21 protein-coding genes and 1 tRNA gene are annotated in these 23,726 nt (G+C 70.0%); 17 read left to right on the top strand and 5 right to left on the bottom strand.

Translation table 11 applies throughout. The annotated features are described in order from the left end of the window. Positions 1-37 precede the first annotated feature (37 nt). On the bottom strand, positions 38-745 hold the full coding sequence (locus tag AB7I40_RS02510) for a LamG-like jellyroll fold domain-containing protein (RefSeq protein ID WP_428343464.1): 708 nt from the start codon (positions 743-745) through the stop codon (positions 38-40). 244 nt (positions 746-989) lie between these two features. On the opposite strand from AB7I40_RS02510, the gene AB7I40_RS02505 reads away from it, so the two are divergent. After that, complete coding sequence (locus AB7I40_RS02505; RefSeq protein WP_428343463.1) at positions 990-1,916, top strand: sulfotransferase; 927 nt, start codon at positions 990-992, stop codon at positions 1,914-1,916. Between the two features lie 55 nt (positions 1,917-1,971). Here AB7I40_RS02505 and AB7I40_RS02500 read toward each other — a convergent pair whose 3' ends face one another. Further along, the gene (locus AB7I40_RS02500; protein WP_428343462.1) at positions 1,972-2,946 is read right to left on the bottom strand and encodes a hypothetical protein; all 975 of its coding nucleotides are present in this window, start codon (positions 2,944-2,946) and stop codon (positions 1,972-1,974) included. A gap of 94 nt (positions 2,947-3,040) precedes the next feature. On the opposite strand from AB7I40_RS02500, the gene AB7I40_RS02495 reads away from it, so the two are divergent. Then, positions 3,041-3,982, top strand: a complete 942-nt coding sequence (locus AB7I40_RS02495; protein ID WP_428343461.1) for a hypothetical protein — start codon at positions 3,041-3,043, stop codon at positions 3,980-3,982. Between the two features lie 14 nt (positions 3,983-3,996). Here the strand turns inward: AB7I40_RS02495 and AB7I40_RS02490 are convergent, their stop codons facing one another. Continuing rightward, entirely contained in the window at positions 3,997-7,023 is a 3,027-nt protein-coding gene (locus AB7I40_RS02490) for a PKD domain-containing protein (RefSeq protein ID WP_428343460.1), read from the bottom strand. 225 nt (positions 7,024-7,248) lie between these two features. Between AB7I40_RS02490 and AB7I40_RS02485 the strand changes: the two genes are divergently transcribed. The 13 genes from AB7I40_RS02485 to AB7I40_RS02425 all read left to right on the top strand — a co-directional run bounded on the left by AB7I40_RS02485 (position 7,249) and on the right by AB7I40_RS02425 (position 19,413). Further along, entirely contained in the window at positions 7,249-8,043 is a 795-nt protein-coding gene (locus AB7I40_RS02485) for a 3'(2'),5'-bisphosphate nucleotidase CysQ (protein WP_428343459.1), read from the top strand. After that, the gene (locus AB7I40_RS02480; protein WP_428343458.1) at positions 8,040-8,648 is read left to right on the top strand and encodes an HAD family hydrolase; all 609 of its coding nucleotides are present in this window, start codon (positions 8,040-8,042) and stop codon (positions 8,646-8,648) included. Before AB7I40_RS02485 ends, AB7I40_RS02480 begins: the two co-directional genes overlap by 4 nt. 39 nt (positions 8,649-8,687) lie before the next feature. After that, on the top strand, positions 8,688-9,089 hold the full coding sequence (locus tag AB7I40_RS02475) for a VOC family protein (protein ID WP_428343457.1): 402 nt from the start codon (positions 8,688-8,690) through the stop codon (positions 9,087-9,089). Between the two features lie 87 nt (positions 9,090-9,176). After that, a complete protein-coding gene (gene mfd, locus AB7I40_RS02470; protein WP_428343456.1) occupies positions 9,177-12,794 on the top strand; it encodes a transcription-repair coupling factor in 3,618 nt (1,205 codons plus the stop codon). Further along, the gene (locus AB7I40_RS02465; RefSeq protein ID WP_428343455.1) at positions 12,791-13,480 is read left to right on the top strand and encodes a hypothetical protein; all 690 of its coding nucleotides are present in this window, start codon (positions 12,791-12,793) and stop codon (positions 13,478-13,480) included. The genes mfd and AB7I40_RS02465 overlap by 4 nt, the downstream gene beginning before the upstream one ends. Further along, on the top strand, positions 13,473-14,165 hold the full coding sequence (locus AB7I40_RS02460; RefSeq protein WP_428343454.1) for a MazG family protein: 693 nt from the start codon (positions 13,473-13,475) through the stop codon (positions 14,163-14,165). Before AB7I40_RS02465 ends, AB7I40_RS02460 begins: the two co-directional genes overlap by 8 nt. A gap of 91 nt (positions 14,166-14,256) precedes the next feature. Beyond that, positions 14,257-15,534 (top strand): phosphopyruvate hydratase, encoded by a 1,278-nt coding sequence (gene eno / locus AB7I40_RS02455; RefSeq protein ID WP_428343453.1) that lies wholly within the window; start codon positions 14,257-14,259, stop codon positions 15,532-15,534. A gap of 10 nt (positions 15,535-15,544) precedes the next feature. Further along, a complete protein-coding gene (locus AB7I40_RS02450) occupies positions 15,545-16,096 on the top strand; it encodes an FtsB family cell division protein (RefSeq protein WP_428343452.1) in 552 nt (183 codons plus the stop codon). Continuing rightward, entirely contained in the window at positions 16,093-16,578 is a 486-nt protein-coding gene (locus AB7I40_RS02445) for a DUF501 domain-containing protein (protein WP_428343451.1), read from the top strand. Before AB7I40_RS02450 ends, AB7I40_RS02445 begins: the two co-directional genes overlap by 4 nt. After that, complete coding sequence (locus AB7I40_RS02440; RefSeq protein WP_428343450.1) at positions 16,563-17,474, top strand: exopolyphosphatase; 912 nt, start codon at positions 16,563-16,565, stop codon at positions 17,472-17,474. Before AB7I40_RS02445 ends, AB7I40_RS02440 begins: the two co-directional genes overlap by 16 nt. 9 nt (positions 17,475-17,483) lie before the next feature. Then, positions 17,484-18,260 (top strand): uracil-DNA glycosylase, encoded by a 777-nt coding sequence (locus tag AB7I40_RS02435; RefSeq protein ID WP_428343449.1) that lies wholly within the window; start codon positions 17,484-17,486, stop codon positions 18,258-18,260. A gap of 6 nt (positions 18,261-18,266) precedes the next feature. Beyond that, positions 18,267-18,340, top strand: a tRNA-Leu gene (locus AB7I40_RS02430). 227 nt (positions 18,341-18,567) lie between these two features. Beyond that, a complete protein-coding gene (locus AB7I40_RS02425) occupies positions 18,568-19,413 on the top strand; it encodes a Bax inhibitor-1/YccA family protein (RefSeq protein WP_428343448.1) in 846 nt (281 codons plus the stop codon). Here the strand turns inward: AB7I40_RS02425 and AB7I40_RS02420 are convergent, their stop codons facing one another. Next, positions 19,414-20,475: an SGNH/GDSL hydrolase family protein gene (locus tag AB7I40_RS02420; RefSeq protein WP_428343447.1), complete on the bottom strand. Its 1,062-nt coding sequence runs from the start codon at positions 20,473-20,475 to the stop codon at positions 19,414-19,416. Positions 20,476-20,521: 46 nt separating this feature from the next. Here AB7I40_RS02420 and AB7I40_RS02415 point away from each other — a divergent pair, with 46 nt between their 5' ends. Next, positions 20,522-21,907 (top strand): cystathionine beta-synthase, encoded by a 1,386-nt coding sequence (locus AB7I40_RS02415; RefSeq protein ID WP_428343446.1) that lies wholly within the window; start codon positions 20,522-20,524, stop codon positions 21,905-21,907. A gap of 12 nt (positions 21,908-21,919) precedes the next feature. Here the strand turns inward: AB7I40_RS02415 and AB7I40_RS02410 are convergent, their stop codons facing one another. After that, the gene (locus tag AB7I40_RS02410) at positions 21,920-22,765 is read right to left on the bottom strand and encodes an ABC transporter substrate-binding protein (protein WP_428343445.1); all 846 of its coding nucleotides are present in this window, start codon (positions 22,763-22,765) and stop codon (positions 21,920-21,922) included. Positions 22,766-22,788: 23 nt separating this feature from the next. Here AB7I40_RS02410 and AB7I40_RS02405 point away from each other — a divergent pair, with 23 nt between their 5' ends. Further along, the gene (locus tag AB7I40_RS02405; protein ID WP_428343444.1) at positions 22,789-23,694 is read left to right on the top strand and encodes a hypothetical protein; all 906 of its coding nucleotides are present in this window, start codon (positions 22,789-22,791) and stop codon (positions 23,692-23,694) included. Positions 23,695-23,726: the final 32 nt, after the last annotated feature.

The raw sequence follows: 23,726 nt of genomic DNA, 5'->3' as shown, positions 1-23,726 counted from the left end.
GGCGCGTCCAGGTCACCGTGGTCCGGAAGGACTAGTTTCAGCCTCGGGTGAACGTCAGGTAGTCGATCATTCCGCTGAAGTAGTCGCAGGTGACCTTGACCTGGTCGCAGTTGATCTTGCCGCCGATGGTGAGCGGGATCTTGTTGTCGATCACTCCGGTGCTGCCGTTCTTGAGGCTCATGAAAGCGCCGTCGACGTACATCGTCACCCGGGTGGGCGTCTTGACGCACTTCAGGGTGTGCCAGGCGTTGTCGTTGAGGGCGACCTTGGACCGGGTGGCCACCTGGCCGGACGGTCCCTTGAAGAGGCAGGAAGGCATGCCGCCGGGGTTCTGGATCTTGAACTGGCCACCCTTCGTGGCTGACTGACCCTTCTGGGTGATGTTGCCGAACTTGTACTTGGTGCGGTAGCGCAGCTCCACGGTCCAGGTGTCGTTGCGTGGGTCGAGATTGGGGTTGTCCGGGACCTGGATCACTCGCTCCGGTGAGGCCGGAGGAGCGGTCGGGCTGCGGAAGGCCCACTCGTAGCCGGTGGCGCCGTTGAAGGTGACGCCGGTGTCAAGGCCAGCCTGGTTGATGGTGCCGTTGAGACCGTTGCCCGAGCTGTCCACCATGACGGTGGCGCCCGAGGGCTCGTTCATGTCGTACGTCGCCTCCATGGTCGCGGCCGAGGCCGGCGACGCGCAGAGCGCGGCGAGCACGCCACTGGTGACGATGACGGACAGGTAGTGCGCGGTTCTGCGCATGAAGCGCCCCCCTACATAGACAAACATGCGGGCACCGCCGATCAGCACCCCAGAATGTCCAGATTGTCCGTCGCGCGGACGAAGTGGGTCCACCCCTATTACGGCCCGCTGGGGAAAGGCTGGGGGGCGGGCTGATCCGAAAGGGTCATGGGCCCCGCACTTGTGTGCGGACCGGTGGGGTCCGTTTGTGCGGTCGCACGCGATCGGCTCGTTGGGGGCATTGCGGATGTGACAGGCTGGTCCGGTGCCAGCACCTGGAGCGAAGCAGCCCCTGCTCGTGACCGGCGTGCCCAGGTCGGGCACCACGTGGGTGGCTCGACTGCTGGCTACCGCGCGAGGGACCGCCCTGACCGGACGCGAGCCCATGAACCCCCGGGAGCGGCAGTACGCCTTGGGTGGCACTCTGACCGGTTGGGTGCGACTCGAGTCGATCACCCCACGCCAGCGGCGGGCGCTGCGCACGGCGTACCGCGGACTGAACCCGCGGGTCTTCGGACGTTATGGTCGGCGCCAGGCGCTTGCCCCGCTGCCCGGCACCCGGGTCGTGATCAAGGATCCCTTCGCGATGCTCTCGGTGCCGCTGATCACTCGGGAGACCGGGGCGCGAGCCGTGCAGGTCTACCGGCACCCCGGAGCCGTCCTGGCCAGCTATCGCCGGATGGGGTGGACGCCCGACCTCGACGAGATCGCGGACCTGATCGAGGCACACCCCGACGGCGACGACGGCGTACGCCGATTGTGGGACCGGCGCAGCGACGGGCTGAGTGATGCGGAGGCGATGGGCATCTTCTGGGCCGTGCTCAACACCGTGGTCCTCGAGGACCTCGCAGCGGCGCCTGACACGGTCCTGCTGGCCCACCACGAGCTCGCCGCAGCCGGCGCACCGGCCGTGCGCTCGATGTTCACCACCCTCGGCCTGGTGCCCACCGGCGCGACCGCTGCGGAGATGACCAAGGAGGGCCCGGCTGCCCCGGCTGCCCCGGGGACCCCGACGACCCCGACGACCCCGACGACGGAGCCTCAGACGCTGCACCGATTCGACCGGAGCCCGGCGGAGGTGGCGCAGTCGTGGCGCAACCACGTGACGGCCGAGGACATCGCACGAATCGAGGAGATCACCGGCACCGTGCAGGCCGGCTTCGAGCAGCACAAGCTGTCGCTCGACATCTGACCGGTCGCCGACCGGCCGCATGTGACTATCCCGAGGGCGAGTGCGGCCAGGACCGTCAGTCGGTGATCCGGGCGACCTCGGGGCGGTCGAGCAACCCGGCGAGCGTGGCGCGTTCCGCCGCGTCGAGGCGGAACTCGATGTCCTCGGCGTACTCGGAGTTGAACCAGGCCAGGCCGACCACGCCCAGCCAGTGGGCATCGTCGAAGGCCGCGCTCATCCACCGGCTCGCCCGCTCCGGGTCGTCCGGGTCGTTGCGGCAACCGAGCTCCGGCGCGATGATCGGCACGTTGGGTCCGATCACCTCCCGCACCTGCCCCACGAGCTCGAGCAGCTCGGTCCACGGAGCCAGAAGGTCCGGAGCCCACTGGTTGTAGAAGTCAAAACCCATCAGCCTGCAGTGCGGCACCACCCAGTCGCGTGGCACCCGGCCGGACTCGGGGTTGAAGGTCCACGACATGAGCACCGGGACCACCGTCACGAGATCCGACTTGCGGCGCACCAGCTTGAAGGCCCGGCGCTGCATGGCCACCCAGTCCGCGGGCTTGTTGTCCGTGTCGTGGTCGTTCTCCGGTTCGTGGTGGATCGCGAGGAAGACCGGTGCGGTGACCACCTGGAGGCTGGACAACACCGCCTCCAGCCAACCGTCGTCGTTCTCGTCGGCCACCTCGGCCCACGACAGGTCTGGCTTGATCGAGACGAACGGCACGACCCCGTCTCGGTGGTCGGCGGTGATGTCGTCGAGCATCAGCGCGATCTGGTCGGCCTGGTAGTAGCGCCGGCTCATCGAGATCCGGGTGCCATTGAGCCAGCGCCCGCTGTCAGCCGGCTGGGCAACCGCCCGGCTGACGCCCAGGTAGCTGCGCTCGGTGCCCGGGTCGCCCGGGAACCGGGGATCCACCGGGGCTGCCGAGGACGAGATCGCCTCCGCCGGAGTTCGTTTCGTCCGACAGGCCGCCAGACCCGACACTGCGAGTGCGCTCACCCCGAGCGTCAGCACACCTCGCCGGCTCGGCGTTGCCCCGTTGAACATGCGTTGATTCTCCCATTGATGCAAACTGATGTGATTGTTGAGCGCCAGATCTTGCCATTGCGGAGTCAAGCCCCCAGCGAAGGACCGGTTGCCCGTGGACGTGTCACGTCGTCGATTGCTCGAACTGCCCGTCGGACTCGCGGCGGCCGGCCTGGTGGCCGGCACGGCCACCGGGACCGCCCCCGCGGTGGCCGCGGCACGGAGGTTCCCGGGTGATCCGGGTGTGGGCCGCGTGCTCTACGGGGCGCGTGTGCGTGACGGCATCGGCATCCGCGCCTGGGAGCGGCGACTCGGCCACCGGCTCGGCAGTCAGCGCGCCTTCTTCCAGCCCAGCCGGATCGACGCCCTTGTCGCCAGGGCTCGCGGCAACGTCAACCGCGGGCGCCTGCCGGTGCTGTCGATCAAGCCGCCGGGCAGTTGGCAGGATGTGGCCGAGGGACGACACAACGCCTGGGTCGACAGGCTGCTGGAGGGTCTCGGCGAGCTGAACGCCCCGATCTGCCTCACCGTGAACCATGAGCCCGAGAACGACGTCGCGGGCTCGGAGAACACGCCGTACTGGCACGTGGCCATGACCGAGCACGTGCTCGCACGGGCCGCCAGTAGGGCGCCGAAGGTCAACGTGATCCAGATCCTCATGCAGTGGACCTTCGACCCGAACTCGCCGCGTGTCCCGGCGCAGTGGGTCGCGCCGTCCCCGAAGCTCTTCGGACTCGACGCCTACAACTACTGGGAGCCCGGGGGCGACGTGAAGTGGATCCCGTTCGCCGGCCTGGTCGGCCGCGCCCAGCGGCACGCGAGCGGTCGCCCGGTGATCATCGGAGAGTTCGGTGTGCGTGACGACCCGCGCCGACCCGAACGGGGAGCCAACTGGATCCGCAACGCGTTCGAGTACGCCACGAACCACGACGTCGTGGCCATGAACTACTTCAACCACCGCCCGCCGGGCATCAGCAAACCCTTCACCCTGCGAGGTCGGCGCTTGCGCGCGTTCAAGGAGTGCCTGCGCGACCCGCGTTCGGTGCACCTCAGGTAGGACGAGCTCCTCCACTAGGGCGCCGGCGGGAGGGCGATGGTCCAGGAGATCGCACGAGTGCTTGCCTGGGGAGCCGAGGTCGCCGTTACGCCGCCGGCGACGCCCGGTGCCGCGACCGGTCCGGCTCCGTCGGAGACGGACGAGGTGATCCTGGCGCTACCGGTGCCCAGCGCGGTGGCCCGTTGGACCTGGCCCCCTGGAACCGACCAGCCGGTGGTCCAGGACGACTTGTCCGCCCAGTAGCTGAGCACCCAGGACCCCGACGAGGCGTCCACCGTCGGTGCCGTGTGCGTCAGGCTCGAGTTGTCGGTCGCGGACGCGATGGCCGTGGGCGCCAGCGTGGCACCGGCGTTGCGGTAGACCACGAGGGTCAGCGTCGACTTCACCGACGCGGGAAGGGTCACCTGGAGACTGGATCCGGCCGTGGCCGGACCGGCCGTGCCCACCCAGACGCTGGAAGCCAGCCCGGTGACGCTCCTCGTGCCCACCTTGGCCCACGGCTGGTTCAGGGTCGCGTCGCCCGGATCCGCCCAACTGCCGTAGAGCACGAGGGTGTCGCCGGCGATCACCCCTGCCGGCACCGTCACCGAGGCGCTGGTCGCGGCAACCGTCGCCGCGGACGTGGCCGAGTCGACATAGGAGATGTTGGAGGCGATGGGAGCGACGGCCGTCACCGTCTTGGTCACCGAGCCCGTCGAGCCCTCGTTGTCGGTGACCGTGAGGGTCACCGACTTGTCGCCGGCATCGGCGAACGTGCGTGACGCCGTCGGCCCGGTCGCGGTCGTGCCGTCCCCGAAGTCCCAGGAGTACGACGCCACGCTGCCGTCGGGGTCGCTCGAGGCGCTGGCGTCGAACGAGCACGTGAGCTCGACGCAGCTGGAGCTGAAGTCGGCGACAGGGGCGAGGTTGACGTTGAACGGGGCGAGGAAGCTGGCTCGACCACTCCAGTCCCGCGAGGTGTTGACCACTGTGACCGCACCGGTGGGCAGGCTGTTCACCAGGCTGATCCGCTTGAGCTGACCAGTCGCCCGGGAGGCGAAGTACAGATCGTTGCCGTTGGCGAAGGTGAGCTGGGCGTCGCTCCAGCTCAGCCCGTTGGAGACCGTGAAGGCCTCGCTGCCCACGATGCCGGAGTCGGCGTTGAAGTAGCGGTAGAACAGCGAGGAGCTGTTGGTCTGGGTGTAGTACAGACGACCGTCGGTGTAGGCGAGCCCGTTGATGTTGGCGTTGAAGCTGCCGAACAACGCCGGGACGACGCCGGTGTAGGTCGAGGTGCCGGAGCCGGTGGGCTGACCGGTCCAGTAGGGATCGTGGTACGGGTCGACCTTGACGGCGGGCCCGAAGGCTCCCTTCACGAACGTGCGGCTGTAGAGGAAGCCGTCGTCGTAGCCGTACCAGATCTTCCCGCCCGCGAAGAATGCGCCGCGGGTCTTGCTCCACGGGATCCCGCTGGTGCTCACCGTCGTGGCCGGGCCGGCGGTGCTGCCGTCGAACGACTGTTGGGTCAGGGTGTCCTGGGTCCCACCGCTGCGAGGTGCGGCGATGAACACGTCGGCGGGCAGGCTGGCCGTCGCGTCGGAGGCCACCTGGTGCCCCCCGGCGAGCGGGAAGAAGGCCAGTCGCGGGCGCTTGTACTCGAAGTTGCCGATGTACTCCTCGTCGGTCCCGATGTAGAGCCCGTTGTCGGTGGCCAGGATCGTGTAGACCGCCACGCCGCGAGGGTGGCGACCGGGGTTCCAGTCCAGCGGGATGCCGTTCTTCGGGCTCAGCGCGACGATGCCCGGCCGCGGGACCGAGCCCTGGCCGGCGGAGTCCCGGCCGTTGACGTTGTTCATCCACCGCATGTGCCCACCGACGTACACCGCCGAGTCGGTGATCTCCACCGCCGTCAGGGTGTCACCACCGCTGTAGGCCACCCAGCTCGGCTGGACGTCAGCGGCGACGGCACCGGTCTCGAAGCGGGCGGCCGCGTCACACAGGGTGCCGGCGTAGCCGCCGCCGGTGGCGGCGATCACGAAGTAGCTGCCGTCGGGGGAGAAACTCACGTCGCGGACGTAGGAGTCGAACGCGTTCTTCGAGCAGTACGGCGAGTAGCGCGACGTCGTCCACGTGGCCAGCGTCGCGGAGCCGGTCGGGGTGAGGTCGGCCAGGAGGACCTGGTCTCGCAGCACACCGTCGACCCGCTTGAAGTTGCCGACCGCGACCAGGCGCGAGCCGTCCGGGGTGATGTCGAGGGACTTGACGCCGACCGGGGCCTTGGCGCCCGAGCCACTGTCGTTGTGCCGTCCGCTGAGCTGCAGGTTCATGTAGGGATCGAGCGCGCCCGTGCTCGCCGAGAGGCTTGCCAGGCCGCCATGGGCGACGCCGCCCACCTTGGTGAACTGGCCGCCGACGAACACCCGTGCTCCGGAGAGTCGCAGGGACTGCACCAGGCCGTTGATGGCGGGAGCCTTGAAGGCACTCACCCGCGCACCGGTCGTCGCGTTGAGGACGACGACCTTGCCGACCGAGACCGTGCCCAGCTTGGTGAACGAGCCGCCGGCCATCACGGTGCCGGCCTGGGGGCCGGGGATGAGTGCGTCCACCTCGCCGTTCAGGGCCGGAACGAAGGTGTCGGAGATGACGCCGGTTGTGGCATCGAAGGCCAGGATCCCGGCCCGGGGCAGCACGGTCGTGCTGTTCCAGGAGCTGGCGGAGGTGAAGGTGCCGCCAGCGATCACCGTGTCGCCGATCTTGACCAGCGACAACACCTCGCCGTCCAGGACTGACGGTGTCTTGCCGGGGACCGCCGAGACGATCGGGGTGGGGTCGGCGTTGGCGGGGGCCATCGAGGCCAATGCCGCACCGGAGAAGAGCAGCGCGAGCGCGCAGAGCGCGGTGACGAGACGGTGCGGGCGAGCTTGACGCATGATGTGGTCCCCCCCGGGATCGGTGAAACGGATCGTTGACGTCGAGGTCGTTCTCGAGGAGCCCGCGCGCCGCGGCGAGATACGCGAGAGCGCGGACGCGCCCACAGCGGCCAGGCGTGCGGTGCTGGTCATGCGTGAGATCCCCCCTGCTCCGTGGTGCCCAGGGAACCCCGAGAGAGGACGACATACTTTGCCGTGTTAAGGCTAGTTTGGGCGGGTATGAGGTGTCGGTAGCACGATGAGGCAGTCGCACCCCAGACATGTGCGGCGGGACCCCAGACGCGTAGATAGTCACTTCGTGTCGGGATGACATGGACCCTCCGGGAGGCGGGCTTCGCTCGTGAGAGGCTTGGCCCCATGAGCGATTTCAATCCAGGGACTCCGCCGGCCGAGGCAGCCACCGACGACCACGTCTTCGCGGCCTGGGCGGCCACGGTGGCCGGTGACCGTCTGCTGCAGGTGCGCGCCGAGGGCCTGGAGGGCCGCGAGCTCAAGGACGCTGGCGATCGCGCCGCTCACGAACTGCTGATGGAACTGATCGCGCAGCACCGTCCGGGGGACGCGGTGCTCTCGGAGGAGGCCGCCGAGAGTTCCGGCGACAAGGTGGACAGGCTCTCGGCCACGCGCGTGTGGATCGTCGACCCGCTCGACGGCACCCGGGAGTTCTCCGAGCCACCACGCGACGACTGGGCCGTCCACGTGGCCCTGTGGTCCGAGGGGGACCTGGTCGCCGGTGCGGTCGCCCAACCTGCCCTGGGGGAGACGTTCAACACCGGTCAGCCGCCCGTCGTACCACCGCGCACGTCGACCCGCCCACGGATCGCGGTGTCACGCTCCCGCCCGCCGGCCTTCGTCCAGGCGCTGGCCGAGGAGATCGACGCCGAGCTGGTGCCGATGGGCTCGGCGGGCGTCAAGGTCATCTCGGTCACGCGAGACCTCACCGATGCCTACGTGCACGCCGGCGGTCAGTACGAGTGGGACTCCGCCGCCCCGGTTGCTGTCGCCCGCGCGGCCGGCCTGTTCACCTCGCGGGTCGACGGGACGCCTCTTGAGTACAACCAGGAGAACGTCTACCTGCCCGACCTGATCGTGTGCCGCCCCGAGCTCGCCGAGCAGATCGTGGAGTTCGTCAAGCGACACGGCACTGAGTGATCGCTCACGTCCTCCTCGACGCCGACGGAGTCCTGCAGTCGCGGCCCGGCGGCTGGCTCGACCCGCTCGTGCCGCTGCTCGGTGACCGGGCGGAGGCGTTCCTGACCGAGGCCATGCAGTCGGAGGAGGACGGCCTGCACGGCCGCGAGGACTTCGTCGCGGTCCTGGGCGCGATCATGGCCGACTACGGACTGACCGTGTCGCCGGCGGACCTGTACGCCGAGCTGTGGCTGGAGATCGGCGTCGACCCGATGATGCTCGAGCTCATCGAGGAGCTGCGGGGCGCCGGCCTCGGCATCCATCTCGGCACCAACCAGCAGTCGCTGCGCGCGGCGTACATGCGCGAGAGCCTGGGCTACGACGAGTTGTTCGACGAGTCCTTCTACTCCTGTGAGCTGGGTGCGGCCAAGCCTGCACCGGCCTTCTTCGAGGCGGCGGTGCGCACCATCGGGGTCGACCCGCACCAGGTCCTGTTCGTCGACGACCTGGCGGTCAACGTCGCTGCCGCCCGCGACGTCGGCCTGGTTGCCGAGCAGTGGACGCTGGTCGACGGCATCGGCCGGCTGCGGGCCCGCCTGACCGAGCTGGGTCTGCTCGTCGCCTGACCCTTCCCAGCCCGGCCCACCCGGCGCGAGGATGGCCCCATGACCTCGTTCATCGCCCACACGAGCCTCGACTGTGCCCACGCCTTCACCCTGTCCGAGTGGTGGAAACAGGTCCTCGACTACGTGGACCTGCCTGACGACCCCAATGAGCCGAGCCACCCCGAGTGCATGATCCAGAGCCGTGATGGTGCCCACCAGGTGCTGTTCATCGAGGTGCCCGACGCCAAGACAGTGAAGAACCGGCTCCACTTCGACCTGCGGCCGGCCACCGGCACCCGCGACGAGGAGGTCGCCCGGCTCATCGCGCTGGGGGCCACCCAGCTCGACGACCTGCGCGACCACTACGGACCCGGCGTCGGTTGGGTGGTGCTGGCCGACCCGGAGGGCAACGAGTTCTGTGTGCTCCGCTCGGTTGCCGAGCGCGATGCGGCCGACGCCTGACCGGCCTGTCGGAGGGCCGCCGTAGACTGGCACCTCACCCCCCGCCCTGCCTGGTCGGGGGCTGCCTGCGTTGTCGAAGGGGAGCTTGTGCACCTGACCGGACTGGCTGACGCCGTCCTCGCGGACCCGACCCTCACGAGTGCACTCGCGGACGCCGCGAGCATCGATGCCTTGGACCTGACCGGCCCGGCGGCGCTGCGTCCCTTCGCGGTCGCGGGCCTGGTCAGGGCCGGGCGGACCGTGCTGGCCGTCACCGCTACTGCCCGTGAGGCCGAGGACCTGGTCGCCGAGCTGGGCTGCCTGATCGACCCCGACCTCGTGGCCCACTATCCGAGCTGGGAGACCCTTCCGCACGAGCGGCTGAGCCCACGCAGCGACACGGTGGGACGCCGGCTGGCTGTGCTGCGCCGGATCTGCCACCCCGGTGACACCGCCCAGGACGGCCCGATCCGGGTGGTGGTGGCGCCGGTCCGTTCCCTGTTGCAGCCGCAGGTCAAGGGCCTGGGAGATCTCGCCCCCGTGAGTCTGGCCAAGGGGGACAGTGTCGACCTGGACGACGTGGTGCGCCGCCTCGCGGACGCGGCGTACTCCCGGGTCGACCTGGTCGAGAAGCGCGGCGAGTTCGCCGTGCGTGGTGGCATCGTCGACGTGTTCCCCCCGACCGAGGAGCACCCGATCCGCGTGGAGTTCTGGGGCGACGAGGTCGAGGAGATCCGGTCCTTCGCGGTCGCCGACCAACGCACCATCGAGACGCTGCCCCAGCTCTGGGCGCCACCCTGCCGCGAGCTCCTGCTGAGTGTCGAGGTCCGGCGCAGGGCGGCCGAGCTGGGCGCGGCGCACCCGCAGCTGATGGAGCTGACCGACAAGATCGCGGCCGGGATCGCGGTGGAGGGCATGGAGTCCCTGGCGCCGGTGCTGGTGGACGACATGGAGATGTTGGTCGACCTGATGCCGGCCGACACCACCGTGCTGGTGCTGGACCCCGAGCGGGCGCGCTCTCGCGCCCACGACCTGGTGGCCACCAGCGAGGAGTTCCTCGGCGCCTCCTGGGCAGCCGCGGCCAGCGGTGGCGTGGCGCCCATCGACCTGGGGGCGGCCTCCTACCGGGAGCTGGGCACCGTGCGCGCGCAGACCCTCGCCCAGGGCAAGGCCTGGTGGGCGCTCAGCCCGTTCGGACTCGCCGCCGAGCCCACGCTCGAGGTGCGCGAGAGCGACCCGCGTGAGCTGCGCGAGCTCGGACTCGACGCCTACCTCGGGCAGGCCGTCGACGGCGTCGAGTCCCGCGCCACCGGCATCAAGCCGGCCGAGGCCTACCGCGGCGACATGGAGCAGGCCGTCGCGGACATCGCCGGATGGGTCGCCGACGGCTGGCGCGTCATCGTCCTGCACCAGGGCCACGGACCCGCACAGCGCATGGTCGAGGTCCTCGGCGAGCACGACCTGGCAGCGCGCCTGCTCGAGGACATCTCGGTGGCCGCGTTGGCCGGGGACACCCACGTCGTCACCGTCTCGACCGGCGCCCTGGAGCACGGTCTTGTGCACGAGGGCCTCAAGCTGGCTGTGCTCACCGGTGACGACCTCTCCGGGCAGAAGGCCTCGACGCGCGACATGCGCAAGATGCCGACGCGGCGCAAGAAGCAGATCGACCCCCTGGAGCTGAAGGCCGGCGACTACGTCGTCCACGAGCAGCACGGTGTCGGCCGGTTCGTGGAGATGAAGCAGCGCGAGATCCACGGCGCGACCCGCGAGTACCTCGTCCTGGAGTACGGCGCCGCGAAGCGCGGGGCCCCGCCGGACCGGCTCTTCGTGCCTGCCGACGCCCTCGACCAGGTCACTCGCTACGTGGGGGGCGAGCAGCCGTCCCTCGACCGGCTGGGTGGTGCCGACTGGGCCAAGCGCAAGAGCCGGGCCCGCAAGGCCGTGCGCCAGATCGCTGCCGAGCTCATCAAGCTCTACGCCGCACGCCAGGCGACGAAGGGCTTCGCGTTCGGCCCGGACACGCCGTGGCAGCGTGAGCTCGAGGACGCCTTCCCGTTCCACGAGACCCCCGACCAGCTGACCACCGTCGACGAGGTCAAGGCCGACATGCGCCGCACCGTGCCGATGGACCGACTCGTCTGTGGCGATGTCGGCTACGGCAAGACCGAGATCGCGGTCCGGGCCGCCTTCAAGGCGATCCAGGACGGCAAGCAGGTGGCCGTGCTGGTGCCCACCACCCTGCTGGTCACCCAGCACTTCTCCACGTTCTCGGAGCGGATGAGCGGCTTCCCGGTCGTGCTCAAGGGCCTGAGCCGGTTCCAGACCGACAAGGAAGCCCGGGAGGTCATCGCCGGGTTGGCCGACGGGTCGGTGGACATCGTGATCGGCACCCACCGGCTGCTCAACCCCGACATCCGGATGAAGGACCTCGGCCTCATCATCGTCGACGAGGAGCAGCGCTTCGGGGTCGAGCACAAGGAGCAGATGAAGCGCCTGCGGACCTCGGTCGACGTGCTGTCGATGAGTGCCACGCCGATCCCACGCACCCTGGAGATGGCCATCACCGGCATCCGGGAGATGTCGACGATCACCACGCCCCCGGAGGAGAGGCACCCGGTCCTGACCTACGTCGGTGCCTACGAGGACCGCCAGATCGTCGCGGCCGTGCGTCGCGAGCTGTTGCGTGAGGGCCAGGTGTTCTACATCCACAACAGGGTCAACTCGATCGAGCGGGCGGCCGCGAAGATCAAGGAGCTGGTGCCCGAGGCGAGGGTCGCGACCGCCCACGGCCAGATGGGCGAGCACCAGCTCGAGCAGGTGATGCTGGACTTCTGGGAGAAGCGCTTCGACGTGCTCGTGTGCACCACGATCGTGGAGTCCGGGCTCGACGTCTCCAACGCCAACACCATGATCATCGAACGATCCGACACCCTGGGGCTCTCGCAGCTGCACCAGCTGCGGGGACGGGTGGGGCGCTCGCGGGAGCGTGCCTACGCCTACTTCCTCTACCCCGAGGACAAGCCCCTGACCGAGACCGCCCACGAGCGACTCGCGACCTTGGCCCAGCACTCCGACCTCGGTGGCGGCATGGCGATCGCCATGAAGGACCTCGAGATCCGGGGGGCCGGCAACCTGCTCGGCGGGGAGCAGTCCGGGCACATCGCCGATGTCGGCTTCGATCTCTACGTCCGTCTGGTCGGGGAGGCCGTGCAGGAGTTCCGCGGCGACGGGGGAGAGGTCGAGCCCTTCCAGGAGGTCCGCATCGAGCTGCCCATCGACGCCCACCTGCCCCATGACTACATCCCCAGCGAACGGTTGCGCCTGGAGATGTACAAGCGGTTGGCCGAGGTCCGCGAGGACGAGGACGTCGAGCTGCTGCGCGCCGAGCTCCAGGACCGCTACGGTCCGCTGCCCGAGCCGGTGGCAACCCTGCTCGAGGTGGCCCGGTTCCGCGGACGGGCCCGCCGTGCAGGTGTCTCGGAGGTCACGATCGCCGGTCGCAACGTGCGCTTCGCGCCCGTCGTACTCCCCGAATCACGGGTCGTGCGGTTGCAGCGGATCCACCCCAAGAGCCTGGTGAAGGAGGCGGTCCGGACGATCCTCGTGCCTCGTCCACAGACCGCAGTGGTCGGGGGGCATCCGATCACCGGGATGCCTTTGCTTGAATGGGCACGAAGCGTGATCGATGCGATCATCGATCCGAGCGATGGAGGAACACCCCGGTGAAGATGTTGCGCACCCGCACCCGACTGGCCGCACTGGCCCTGATCTCGCTCGGCGCGCTCAGCGGCTGCGGCGGACTGCACCCGGGACTGGCGGCCGTGGTGGGGGACAGCACGATCAGCAACAACGACGTCGACAGCCTGGGTCGCGACCTGTGCACCGTGGTGACCTCGTCGCCGGAACAGCAGACCACGGCCTTCCCGCGCTCGACCGCCCTGGAAGCCGTCGTGCAGCGGTTCGTGATGCGCTCGATCGCCGATCAGATGGGCGAGGAGTACGACGTGAGCGCCTCCTCGACGTACGACGCCGACGTCGACGCGGCCAAGCAGCAGTTCTCCTACGTCGACCCTGAGGTGCTCGACCGGGTCCTCGACCTGCTCGTGGCGGACCGCTACTTCAACGATGTGCTCACGAGCATCGGCAAGGAGGCCCTCGTGGCGGAGGGTGCGTCGCAGCCGACCGCCGAGGACCAGTTGGCCAAGGGCGTGCAGCTGGCCCAGGTCTGGGAGACCACCCACGACGTTGCCATCAACCCGCGGTTCCCCTCGCTGAGCCTGGGCGACACCTCGTTCACCCAGACGCCGGACCAGACATCCGTCGCGGTGAGCGACTTCGCCCGCCAGGCGGCGAAGACCCCGCCGGATGCCGAGTGGATCGCCGGGCTGCCGGCCGCGCAGCGGTGTGGCTGACCCGGACCGGGGGGCGGCGCTCGTCGACCTGATCGAGGTCATGGGCCGTTTGCGCGTCGAGTGCGACTGGAAGGCCGCGCAGACCCATCGGTCGTTGGCGCGACATCTGCTCGAGGAGACCTACGAGACGCTCGAGGCGATCGAGACCGGGGACGCGGCCCACCTGCGTGAGGAGCTCGGCGACCTGCTGCTTCAGGTCTACTTCCACGCCGCGATCGCCGAGCAGCGTGGAGACTTCGACATCGACGACGTCGCCGCCGACCTGATCGCCAAGCTCGTGCGGCGCAACCCCCATGTGTTCGGCGACGAGACCATGCGCGGCACCGTCTCGGGCGCCGCATCGGTCAACGACCTCTGGGAGTCGATGAAGGCAGCCGAGAAGCAGCGCGACTCGGTGCTCGACGGAATCCCGCCCGAGCTTCCCGCACTGCTCCTCGCCGACAAGGTGCTCGAACGGCTGGCACGCGCCGATTCGGTGGTCGAACCGAGTCCGGTCCTTGAGCCGGTTCCGGTGGTCGAGCCGGTTCCGGTGGTCGAGCCGGGTCCGGTCCTCGAGCCGGTTCCGGTGGTCGAGCCTGTCGAGACCACGCTCGGTGACCGCCTCCTCGCACTCGTGGCCGAGTGCCGCGCGGAGGGCGTCGACCCGGAGCAGGCGCTGCGCGACGCCGTACGACGCCTGCTCTGAGCCCCCGATCCGCGCGGGTGCTGCCGCCATTGGGCTGTCGGCGCCGCTAGGGTGAGAGCGCCCCCTTTTCGTCTGACTCAGGAGCATCACCGTGGCCGCCATCGAAGCCGTCAACGCACGCGAGATCCTGGACTCGCGAGGAAACCCCACAGTCGAGGTCGAGGTCCTCCTCGAGGACGGTGCCTTCGGCCGCGCCGCGGTCCCCAGCGGGGCCTCTACAGGCGCCTTCGAGGCCGTCGAGCTTCGTGACGGCGGTGAGCGCTATCTCGGCAAGGGCGTGCAGCACGCCGTGGATGCCGTCGTGCAGACCATCGCCCCGGCCGTCGAGGGCCTCGAGGCCTCGGACCAGCGCCTCATCGACCAGACGATGATCGCCGCCGACACCACGCCCAACAAGGCCCAGTTCGGCGCCAACGCCATCCTCGGGGTGTCCCTCGCTGTCGCGCACGCCGCCGCCGAGTCGGCAGGCCTGCCCCTGTTCCGCTACGTCGGTGGTCCCAACGCCCACGTGTTGCCGGTCCCGATGATGAACATCCTCAACGGCGGGTCGCACGCCGACTCCAACGTCGATGTCCAAGAGTTCATGATCGCGCCGATCGGTGCGCCGACGTTCCGCGAGGCCCTGCGTCAGGGTGCTGAGGTCTACCACGCGCTCAAGTCCGTGCTGAAGAAGAAGGGCCTGGCCACCGGCCTCGGCGACGAGGGCGGGTTCGCGCCCAACCTGGCCAGCAACCGTGCCGCGCTCGACCTGATCGCCGAGGCCGTCTCCAGCGCCGGGCTCAACCTCGGCACCGACATCGCGCTGGCGATGGATGTCGCGGCGAGCGAGTTCCACGACTCCGGAAGCTACGCGTTCGAGGGTCAGCAGAAGTCCTCCGAGGAGATGGTCGCCTACTACGCCGACCTGGTGGCTGCCTACCCGATCGTCTCGATCGAGGACCCGCTGGACGAGGAGGACTGGGAGGGATGGAAGGCGATGACCGACCAGCTCGGCTCCCAGATCCAGATCGTCGGCGACGACCTGTTCGTCACCAACGTCGAGCGCCTGCAGCGCGGCATCTCCGGTGGCCAGGCCAACGCGCTCCTGGTCAAGGTCAACCAGATCGGCTCGCTCACCGAGACCCTCGACTCCGTCGAGCTTGCGCAGCGCAACGGCTACCGCTGCATGATGAGCCACCGCTCGGGCGAGACCGAGGACGTCACGATCGCTGACCTGGCCGTGGCCACCAACTGCGGCCAGATCAAGACAGGCGCCCCGGCTCGCAGCGAGCGCGTCGCGAAGTACAACCAGCTGCTGCGCATCGAGGAGCTTCTCGAGGACGCGGCTCGCTACGCAGGCGCCGGGGCTTTCCCGCGCTACCAGGGCTGACCGGGGCACCATGGCCGACCCACGTCGTTCGAACCCCTCTCGCCGCCCGGCCGCCCGGCCGGGTCAGCGCGGCGCGGTTCGACCACGTCCCGCCGGCGCTCCGGGCGCTGCGGGCGTGGCGGGGCGACCGACGGCCGCGCGCCCGCCCCGGCCGCGTTTGACGGGTCGCGCCGCGATCCTGATCCTCCTGATCGCCGTCCTCACGGTGTCCTACGCCTCGAGCATGCGTGCCTACCTCCAGCAACGCGACCAGATCTCGGACCTGAAGGCGGAGATCGCCCAGCGTTCGGCCAACATCGACGAACTCGAGGGCGAGAAGTCGCGCTGGAACGACCCCGCCTTCCTTGAGCTCCAGGCGCGTGAGCGGTTCGGTTTCGCCTACCCGGGCGAGACCAGCTACGAGGTCATCGACGGCGGCAAGCCGCTGGACGGCGAGGGGGCCCTCCACGAACCGGCAGACGTGGTGAAGAAGGCTCCCACCGCGTGGTGGTCGACAGCCTGGGCGTCGGTCGAAGCCGCTGGCAATCCGTCGACCGCCCCGGCCGGTCCTGCAGCGCCGTGATCGCTGCCTCGGACCAGGCGGCCGTGTCGGCCCAGCTCGGGCGAACCGCACGTTCCATCCACGAGATCGGGCATCGGTGCCCGTGCGGCAACCCCGATGTGGTCACCACCGAGCCACGACTCGAGGACGGCACCCCGTTCCCGACGACCTTCTACCTCACCTGCCCTCGCGCCGCCTCCCGGATCGGCACCCTCGAGGCGTCCGGCCTGATGAAGCAGATGCAGGACCGGCTCGCCGAGGATCCCGCGCTCGCCGAGGCGTACGCCGCGGCCCACGAGGCCTACCTGGCGGCTCGCGACGCGATCGGCAGCGTCCCGGAGATCGACGGCATCTCCGCCGGCGGGATGCCCGATCGGGTGAAGTGTCTGCACGTGCTGGCCGGACAGTCGCTGGCCCAGGGGCGTGGCGTGAATCCACTGGGTGACGAGGTGCTCGATCTGCTCGGTGACTGGTGGGCCTCGGGACCATGCGTCAGCCCCTGACGGTCGCGGCGATCGACTGCGGCACCAACACCATCAAGCTGCTGATCGGCGCGCTGCCCGCGGTCTCGGTGCACGAGGCCCGCATGGTCCGGCTGGGGCAGGGGGTCGACCGCACCGGGCGACTCGCCGACGAGGCGCTGGAGCGGACCTTCGCCGCGATCGACGAGTTCGCCGCACTGATCGCCACCCATCAGGTGGACCGGATCCGTTTCTGCGCGACCTCGGCCTCGCGCGACGCCAGCAATGCCGCGGTGTTCGTCGCTGGGGTGCGCGAACGGCTCGGGGTGGAGCCCGAGGTGATCTCCGGCGACGAGGAGGCTGCGCTGGCCTTCTCCGGCGCGCTGCGCGGGCTCTCCCCGTCGGTGCCGCGGCCGGTGCTGATCGTCGACGTGGGGGGCGGGTCGACCGAACTGATCCTGGGCACGACGGCGCCGCAGGCGGCCCACTCGATGGACATCGGGTCGGTGCGGCTGCACGAGCGGCACCTGCATTCCGACCCCCCGACGGCCGCCGAGATCGCAGCGGCGGTGTCCGACATCGACGCGGCGCTCGACGCATGTCCGGTGGACCCAGCGGCGGCAGCCGCAGTGGTGGGCATCGCGGGGACCGCCTGCACCGTGGTCGCCGGCGTCCTCGACCTCCCGGCGTACGACCGGGACCGGATCGACCAGGCGACGGTTTCGGTGGCCGCCGTCCAGGATTTCGTGCGGGACCTGGTGGCGATGCCCGTGGCCGAACGGTTGTCGTTGCCCTACCTGCATCCTGGGCGCGCCGACGTCATCGGAGCCGGGGCGCTGATCGTGTCGCGGGTCCTCGTCCGCACCAACCTGACCTCGATGACCGCCTCGGAGTCCGACATCCTTGAGGGGATCGCCTGGTCCCTGGTCGAGGATTAGGTCCGTGTCATGACGCAGTGGCTCCCGCACCCGCTGACCGGGCAGCTGTTCGCATCCCCCGTCCCGCCGGACACCGGTTGGCCGGACGATCCGGCCAGCGCCGGTGACTCGGAGCTGGACCGGCTGGGTGCCGCGATCTCGGTGTGCCGACGGTGCCCACGGCTGGTGGAGTGGAGAGAGGATGTGGCCAGGGTCAAGCGGGCGTCGTACGCCGGGGAGCCGTACTGGGGCAGACCGATCGCCGGGTGGGGTTCGGCGAAACCCAAGGTCCTGATCGTGGGGCTGGCACCAGCGGCCCACGGGGGCAACCGGACCGGGCGGGTCTTCACCGGCGACCGTTCCGGGGACTGGCTGTTCGCCTCGCTGCACCGGGTCGGCCTGGCCACTCAGGCGACCAGTGTGCACGCGGGCGACGGCCAGCGACTGATCGAGACCAGAATGGTGGCGGCGGTGCGCTGTGCGCCGCCCCTCAACAAGCCGACCGTCGCCGAGCGGGACGCCTGCGCGCCCTGGCTGGACGCCGAGCTCGAGCTGATCCAGGACCACCTGCGCGTCATCGTCGCCCTCGGTTCGTTCGGCTGGGATGCGAGCCTGAGGGCGCTCGGGCGGGCCGACTACGACGTACCGCGACCCAAACCGCGGTTCGGGCACGGTGCGACCGCCGAGGTCGGCGGCCTGACCTTGCTGGGCAGCTATCACCCGAGTCAGCAGAACACCTTCACCGGCAAGCTCACCACCGACATGCTCGACGACGTGCTCGGGCGGGCTGCGACAATCGCCCGGTGACGGCGGGCCCCCGTATCCCAATCGGTAGAGGAAGTCGCCTTAAAAGCGATCCAGTCTGGGTTCGAACCCCAGCGGGGGCACACCACCAGTCACATGAATCCCCGGCTGACCGGGTGTCTTCGCGGTTGTCAGCCTCTGCAAAGGCTGACAACCGCCGGTTCCCCCGGTCGACCGGGGAAACCTGGCCCGCCCTGGAACAGAGCGCAGACTTCGTTCGTTCATACGGATGCGACCCTGACTAGAATGGGCTGCAACCGGCGGGTCGTCACGGAGACGGCCACCACGGCCTCCAGGGAGGAGACCAATCATGCAGAGCAACAACCCCGTCTTTCGCAATGCGGAGGGCTTCAACGGCAAGGCACCTGCCAACGCCACGGCGTCCTATCCGGGCATGACCGACCCGTCCACGTGGGGCACCGGCACGCCGGGCGCACCGGTGGACACCCGCGGCACCGGCCGGATGACCATCGACTCGGTCGTGCAGAAGACCGCCATCTCGCTGGTCGTCGTGATCGCAGCGGCCATCGCCACCTGGATCTACATCGGCGACATCACCACGGGTGAGCCGCTCAACCAGCAGGACAACCTCGCCCAGCTGAGCACCGCGCTGCTCGTCGGCTCCGGTGGCGCCTTCATCCTGTCGCTGTTCATCTCGTTCCGTCGCACCGTCAGCCCCGCGCTGGTCATGGTGTTCGCGGTGCTGGAGGGTGTCGCCCTGGGCGCGATCAGCAAGGCGTTCGAGACCCAGTTCGGTGACGGCATCGTGATGCAGGCTGTCGTCGGCACGTTCGCCGCCTTCGCCGGCACGCTCGCGGCCTACAAGTTCTTCAACATCCAGGTCAGCAGCCGGTTCCGCACCTTCGTGGTCGCGGCCATGTTCGGCATGGTGGCCCTCGGCCTGCTGGAGCTGGTCCTGGGCATGTTCGGCAACGCGATCGGCTTCTACGGCTTCGGCGGACTCGGCCTGGTCTTCGCCATCGCGGGCCTGGCACTGGGCGTGTTCATGCTGATCTTGGACTTCGACTTCGTGGAGCGCGGCGTCGCCGCCGGTCTCGAGGAGCGTGAGTCCTGGCGTGCCGCCTTCGGGATCACCGTCAGCCTGGTCTGGATCTACACCAACCTGCTGCGCATCCTGGCGATCATCCGCAACTGATCACCGAGCAGGATCGACGGCCCCGGGTTCGCCCGGGGCTTTGTCGATTTCGGAGCGTTCCTCTTCGGCCGCGTCGGGCGCCGCAGCGTCGGGTTGGGGGTGCCTGCGGCGGTGGCGTAGCTCGACCCAGAGTCCACGGACGCCGCGTCGGGCTCCGCCCACCTCGGCTCCGCCGAGCTCGGTGCCGGGAGTCTTGACCGCCTCGACGGCTGCCGCGGCCACCGGAAGGACACCTTCGCCGCGCAGCGCCTCGGGCTGCACCTCCTCCTCCGGGACCAGGTCCAGGACGGCCAGCAGGGACGGCAGCATCACGCCGGCCAGGGACGCGTAGCCCTGGGCGGACGGGTGGAACCGGTCCGGCCCGAAGAGCACCGAGGGGGCCGCGGCGAACTCCGGGCCCAGGATGGACCCGAGGGAGACCGTGCGTCCGCCGGCCTCCACCACCGTGATGGTCTGGGCCGCGGCCAACCGCCTCGACCACGATCGGGCGACCTGCTTGAGGGGCGGCGGGATCGGCTGGATCGTGCCCAGGTCGGGACAGGTGCCGACCAGCACGTGGACGTCGGCCTCGCGCAGGCGGCGTACGGCCTCGCCCAGGTGACGCACGGACTGCGAGGGCAGCACGCTGTGGGTGACGTCGTTGGCCCCGATGAGGATGACCGCGACGTCCGGTTCGATGGGCAGGGTCGCATCGACCTGTCGCTTCAGGTCCGAGGACTGGGCGCCGACCTTGGCGAATCCGCGCAGGTAGACCCTGCGGTCGGCGCGCTCGGCCAGCCCGGAGGCCAGCACCGCGCCGGGAACCTCCTCGACCCGGTCCACGCCGTAGCCCGCGGCGCTGGAGTCACCGAGCAGGGCGACCTTGAGGGCGGGCCCTGGGCGGCCGCGGCCGTACCATCCGGTCGCGTCCGGGGGCGTGCCGTCGGCGTTGCCGATGGCGCGCCTGGCGAGCTTGGCCTCGGCCGAGAGCACCCCGTAGAGACCTGCGCCCAGCACGGACAGGCCGCCACCACCGAAAGCGGCGGCGGAGGCGAGCTTTCTGGCTGCTGCTGCTTTCCCCACGTGCACCACCTTACGGAGAACGCATTAGCCTGCAGGAGTGGACTACGTGAACTCTCTCCTCGACCTCATCGGCAACACGCCGCTCCTGCGGCTCCGGACCTCCCTCGACGGGCTCGGCGACTCACCGCTGGTGCTGGCCAAGGTGGAGTACCTCAATCCGGGCGGATCGGTGAAGGACCGCATCGCCACCCGGATGATCGAGGCAGCCGAGGCCTCGGGCGAGCTGCAACCAGGTGGCACGATCGTGGAACCCACCTCCGGCAACACCGGGGTGGGGTTGGCCATGGTGGCCCAGGCGAAGGGCTACAAGTGCGTGTTCGTGTGCCCCGACAAGGTGAGCGAGGACAAGCGCAACGTGCTCAAGGCGTACGGCGCTGAGGTCGTCGTCTGCCCGACCGCAGTGGCCCCCGAGCACCCGGACTCCTACTACAACGTCTCCGACCGGCTCTCCTCGCAGCCCGGTGCCTGGAAGCCCGACCAGTACTCCAACCCCAACAACCCGCGTTCGCACTACGAGACCACCGGACCCGAGATCTGGAGGCAGACCGAGGGCCGGATCACGCACTTCGTCGCCGGCGTCGGCACGGGCGGCACCATCAGCGGCATCGGGCGCTACCTCAAGGAGCAGAACCCGGCCATCCAGGTGATCGGTGCCGACCCGGCCGGGTCGGTCTACTCCGGCGGCACCGGCCGCCCCTATCTGGTCGAGGGAGTGGGTGAGGACTTCTGGCCCGAGTGCTACGACCGTGAGATCGCCGACCGGATCATCGAGGTCTCCGACGCCGACTCGTTCGCCTTCACGCGCCGGCTGGCCCGGGAGGAGGCGCTGCTCGTCGGCGGCTCGTCCGGGATGGCGGCCTTCGCGGCCAAGCAGCTCGCCCATGAGCTGGCCGGCACCCCGGAGGGCAAGGACGCGGTCATCGTCGTGCTGCTCCCGGACTCCGGACGCGGCTACCTGACCAAGGTGTTCAACGACGACTGGCTCAGCCAGTACGGATTCCCCCTCGCCGACGGCGCTACCCGCGACGCCCAGACCGTGGGTGAGGTGCTGCGCGGCAAGGACGGCCGCCTGCCCGATCTCGTGCACACCCACCCGGCCGAGACGATCGCCGAGGCGGTCCACATCCTTCAGGAGTACGGCGTCTCGCAGATGCCGGTCGTGCGGGCAGAGCCCCCGATCGTGGCGGCCGAAGTCGCCGGGTCGGTGTCCGAGCGGACCCTGCTCGACGCGCTGTTCGCCGGCAACGCCAAGCTCACCGACCAGGTCGAGGACCACATGTCGCCGGCGTTGCCCACGATCGGCTCCACCGAGTCGGCCCGCGACGCCGTACGGCTCCTGGAGCATGCCGACGCCGTCCTGGTCCAGGAGGACGGCAAGCCGGTCGGCGTACTCACCCGACAGGACCTGCTGGCGTTCCTGGCGCGCGCCTGACGGGACGCCGGGTCAGCTGTGCAGCAGGCTGGCCAGGTCCTCGATGCCGTCGACCAGGCGGGGCCCCGGGCGAGCCCAGGACGCGTTGGAGTCGACGGCGTGCACGGGCACCCCGGGCGGCAGCATCCCGGCGGCCACGAGCTGGTCTGCCTGGGCCTGTGCGGCCGGCTGGTCGAAGCCGCAGGGAGCACACACGATCACGTCCGGCTCGCAGGCCCGGACCTCGTCCCAGGTGATCCGGTGCGAGGCGGTGCCCGCGACGCCCAGGGCGGGCACCCCACCGGCAAGCGTGATCATCTCCGGGATCCAGTGCCCGGGAGCGAACGGGGGGTCAAGCCACTCGAGCACCAGCACCCGCGGGTGCCGGCGCCCGACGGTGCCGCCCCAGATCCCCGCGACCCGGCGACGCAGTCCGGCGACCAGAGCGGCCGCCTGCTGGGCCCGCCCGACCGCCTCCCCGATGGTGCTGATCGAGGCGAACACCTCGTCGAGGGTGTGCGGATCGACGGTGAGTACGTCGGCGGTGCAGCCGAGGTGCGTGAGAGCGTCGGCCACCACCGAGACGTGGACCGCGCACACGGCGCAGAGGTCCTGGGTGATCACCAGGTCGGCATCGAGCTCGGCCAGTGCGTCCGCAGCCAGGTGGTAGAGGTCCTCGCCCCGCTGCACGGCCGCCACCACCCAGTCGTCGATCTCGCGGGGACTGAGGCCCTCGGGCATCGCCGACGTCGAGACGATGCGCCGCGAGCGCGCCTCCTCAGGGAAGTCGCACTCGAAGGTCACGCCCACCACGTCGTCTCCGGCACCGAGTGCGAAGAGGATCTCGGTGGTCGAGGGCAGAAGGGACACGATGCGCACGAGGCACACCCTAGGATGTCGGTATGTTCGGGGGAGCAGCACGGTGGGCGGCGGTGGCGCTGGTGTCCCTGCTGGTCGCCGGGTGTCGCGTCGATGGTGGTGGCACAGCCGGCGACACCCAGGCTGCGCAGGGCTGCGTGCGCGAGCAGCGGTGCGTGCGGGTGGACTTCCCGTTCCGGCATTTCGTGCCCCAGGGGCTGGCGCTCGCGCCAGGCAACGCGGCGTACCTCTCGGGCTACCAGTGGAAGCCCCAACGAGGCCGACGCCACTGCCAGGTGGTGAAGGTCGACCGGCGCTCCGGCGCCGTACTCGCCGCCAGCCTGCTGCCCGAGTGCCGCCACGGCGGCGGCGCGGTGCTGACCCGCCACGGGCTGTGGGTCACCGGGCCGAGCCGGCTGTGGCTGCTCGACCCCGAAGCCATCGGTCGCCGCGACCCCGTGCTGCGCGAGTGGGCCGTGGACAAGCCGATCACCGCCTCAACCCTGACCACGACCGGATCGGGACTGTTGATGGCCACGTTCGCCCAGTCCGCGGAAGGCCACACCTACGGATTCGACTTCGCACAACTGATGGCTCCCGGGGCCACGACGCTCGTGGACCGGGGCGAGGGTGCTGGCCGTGTCGCGGCCAGCACGGTGCGCGACTCACCGGCCTGGGTGCAGGGGGTGACGCACGATCGGCGTGGCACCTGGTTCGCCAGCAGCTCCACCTACTGCGGGGCGCTCACCCTGCCCTCCGGACGACGCGTCGCCCTGGTCCCCGGCGCGGAGGGCCTGGGCTTCGATCACAAGGGCGACCTGTGGGTGGTCAGCGAGTCCAGCGCCGGGCCCTACGCCCTGGCGGGGGACCGGCCGCGCACGCCGACGCTGACCCGGATCCCAGCGGCCGAGCTGCGCACGGGCGGCGAACCCGACTGTGCGTGGGACTGAGGCGAGCGCTCGAGTCGTGTGGTCACTGCCGC

This window comes from Nocardioides sp. (genome assembly GCF_050246775.1).
Lineage (GTDB): Bacteria > Actinomycetota > Actinomycetes > Propionibacteriales > Nocardioidaceae > Nocardioides.
This window is presented reverse-complemented; position numbering and strand designations above follow the sequence as displayed.

What these genes read in the sequence shown, in the direction of transcription:
- AB7I40_RS02510 (WP_428343464.1), bottom strand. Translation starts at nt 745, where the DNA reads ATGCGCAGAACCGCGCACTACCTGTCCGTCATCGTCACCAGTGGCGTG.
- AB7I40_RS02500 (WP_428343462.1), bottom strand. Translation starts at nt 2,946, where the DNA reads ATGTTCAACGGGGCAACGCCGAGCCGGCGAGGTGTGCTGACGCTCGGG.
- AB7I40_RS02490 (WP_428343460.1), bottom strand. Translation starts at nt 7,023, where the DNA reads ATGACCAGCACCGCACGCCTGGCCGCTGTGGGCGCGTCCGCGCTCTCG.
- AB7I40_RS02485 (WP_428343459.1), top strand. Translation starts at nt 7,249, where the DNA reads ATGAGCGATTTCAATCCAGGGACTCCGCCGGCCGAGGCAGCCACCGAC.
- AB7I40_RS02475 (WP_428343457.1), top strand. Translation starts at nt 8,688, where the DNA reads ATGACCTCGTTCATCGCCCACACGAGCCTCGACTGTGCCCACGCCTTC.
- AB7I40_RS02450 (WP_428343452.1), top strand. Translation starts at nt 15,545, where the DNA reads ATGGCCGACCCACGTCGTTCGAACCCCTCTCGCCGCCCGGCCGCCCGG.
- AB7I40_RS02440 (WP_428343450.1), top strand. Translation starts at nt 16,563, where the DNA reads ATGCGTCAGCCCCTGACGGTCGCGGCGATCGACTGCGGCACCAACACC.
- AB7I40_RS02435 (WP_428343449.1), top strand. Translation starts at nt 17,484, where the DNA reads ATGACGCAGTGGCTCCCGCACCCGCTGACCGGGCAGCTGTTCGCATCC.
- AB7I40_RS02425 (WP_428343448.1), top strand. Translation starts at nt 18,568, where the DNA reads ATGCAGAGCAACAACCCCGTCTTTCGCAATGCGGAGGGCTTCAACGGC.
- AB7I40_RS02405 (WP_428343444.1), top strand. Translation starts at nt 22,789, where the DNA reads ATGTTCGGGGGAGCAGCACGGTGGGCGGCGGTGGCGCTGGTGTCCCTG.